Source organism: Mesorhizobium sp. M2C.T.Ca.TU.002.02.1.1, from assembly GCF_003997225.1.
In genome coordinates this window covers 1-2,085 of record NZ_RZTO01000971.1, presented here as the reverse complement: position 1 = coordinate 2,085, position 2,085 = coordinate 1, and the positions used below count along the sequence as shown (strand labels likewise).

At 60.5% G+C, this 2,085-nt stretch carries 2 protein-coding genes; one reads left to right on the top strand and one right to left on the bottom strand.

Going from position 1 to position 2,085, the window contains the following annotated elements; genetic code table 11:
* Positions 1–1,472, top strand: a 1,472-nt coding sequence (locus tag EOD07_RS32145; protein WP_127238124.1) for a DUF2125 domain-containing protein, incomplete at its 5' end; no start/stop codon positions are given.
* 9 nt (positions 1,473–1,481) lie between these two features.
* On the opposite strand, the gene EOD07_RS32140 is transcribed toward EOD07_RS32145, so the two are convergent.
* On the bottom strand, positions 1,482–2,085 hold a 604-nt coding region (locus EOD07_RS32140), incomplete at its 5' end, for a hypothetical protein (RefSeq protein ID WP_127238123.1).

The window sequence follows — 2,085 nt, the reverse complement described above, 5'->3', positions numbered from 1 at the left end:
ATTTCGGCAGGGCGGGTTTCGATATCGGGCTGCTGAAGATTACGGCCGACGGCGATGCGTATAAACTCGCATTCGACTTCAAGCCCCTGGCTGCCCTTCTGGCGAAACAGGATTCCTTCAAGTTCGATGTCACGCCCTACGACATGCGGGTCAAGCCGCGCCAGGACGGGCAGTGGGACGTCTCGGCGGATACTTCGCTGAAAGGATCGGCTGATTTCACGGGTCCTCAGGGGCCCCAGCACATCGACTTTTCCGTGTCGAACAACAAGTTCGCCGGTGTTTATGATCCGACCTTGGCTGCCTTCGTCAGCGTCACGGGGTCGATGGACGCCATGTCGATGAAAACCCGCGAGCCGAAGCAAGAGGCCGACGTCTCTTCCGGTGCCGGCACCGCCATGATTACTTCGACAAAATCGGCGAACGGCGGCATCGATTTCACTGTCGCGGAAAAGATCCTTAACTTTGCCGAAGTGGTCAAAATCAACGATCCCGAGCGAGGGTTGAATTTCCCGGTCACCCTTAATGCGCCGGAATTTTCGGTGCAGGCAAACGGCAAGGGTGTTCGGACAAAGCCGCTGCTGGATTTGCTTGCTTTTGCCGTCGCAAATGAAAATGAGGCAAAATTGAAAGCAAATCAGGCGGAACTTAAGTCGCATCTTCTTGCTGCATTGCCTGTCTGGGAAAGAATTGACGGAACCTACGCGTTCAAGGATTTCGCAATGGAGAGCCCGGTCGGTAAATGGGGCGCGAAGCAGTTGGATTTGGCGAGCGGCATGGACGGCGTTTCTCAGAACGGGAAGATCAACTATGGAATCAAGGCCTCTGGCCTGACGATCCCGAGGCAATTGCTACCCGCCTGGACTGCTCCGCTGGTGCCGACGGATATCGACCTCAACTTCGGCGGCGCCAACATCGACCTCGATACGATGGCGAAGAAAGCGATCGAAGCCTTTGATCTCAATAAAAATCCGCCGCTGTCAGAGGAATTCGGGAAGGCTCTGGTCGCCGATTTCAAAGCCAAGAATCCGAAGGTCGTCATAGGGCACAGCACGGTAAAGAGTGGCGACATTGAAGTCGCCATGGAGGGCGAGATGACGTTCCCGGGCGGCGAGAAACCGGATGCGACCGTGACAGTGGATGTGGCCGGCTACGACAAGATCGTCGATGCCTTGAAGGAAGGCGCCAAAAGCGATGAGCAAATGGCGCAGGCCTTCCCCTTTGCCCTGGCGGTCAAGGGCTTCGGCAGGACGCTGCCGGACGGCCGTCTGGAGTGGGTGATCAACACCAAGGCCGATGGGTCCGTGGCGGTCAACGGCGCCATGCTGAAGGGGCCGGATGAAGTCCAGGACGACAATTCGGGCCAGGATGTCAACTCGAGCGACGACGGCGCGAATGGAACCGACGGTTCCACCGGGGGCGACGATTCGGACGGCGGCGACAATGGCGGGGCCGGCGCGAAGCTGCAGCCCTGAGCGCTTGCGCTAAAGCCCGAGCGCGGCCGCGATCTTGGGCGCCGCTTCGCGCCAGTGCTCGACCGAGATGATGTCTTGCGGCGTTGGCGGCAGGAAGGCGCGCAACGAATTGTCGGCCATCAAGTGGAAAAGGTGGGCATCTGCCACGGAATTGCGCGCCGAGGCCAGGTTGGAGGGCTGGTCGTCGACGAAGGCGACCGGCCGACCTTTAAGGCCGCGTAGCTTGGCAATGGCCGGGCCCTTGGCCATTTCCGTCGTCAGCAGCGGATAATTTAGCCCCAGCGCGTCGAGATGCGCGCGGCGCACGGCGCGATGCTTGTGCGGCATGGCGGTCAACATGACGATCTCGGCGCCTCGCCCAAGCATCGCCAGGGCATCCGCCGCGCCCTCGGTGATGCTTTGCCAATCCGCCTGGGTGTCGAAGAAATCGCCGAGCAGCGCCGTCACTTCCGGCTGTTCGATCAGCCGCCCGGTTGCGGTTTCGGCGATGTTGCCGGTGAGGCGGAAGGAGGCGATGGTGAGCCCGAGGCCGCGCGTTTTCAGGAAATGCGGGAAGGGCCGGATGAACTCCAGCACGACATCGTCGACGTCGAGCACCAGCAGCGGCCGGTCG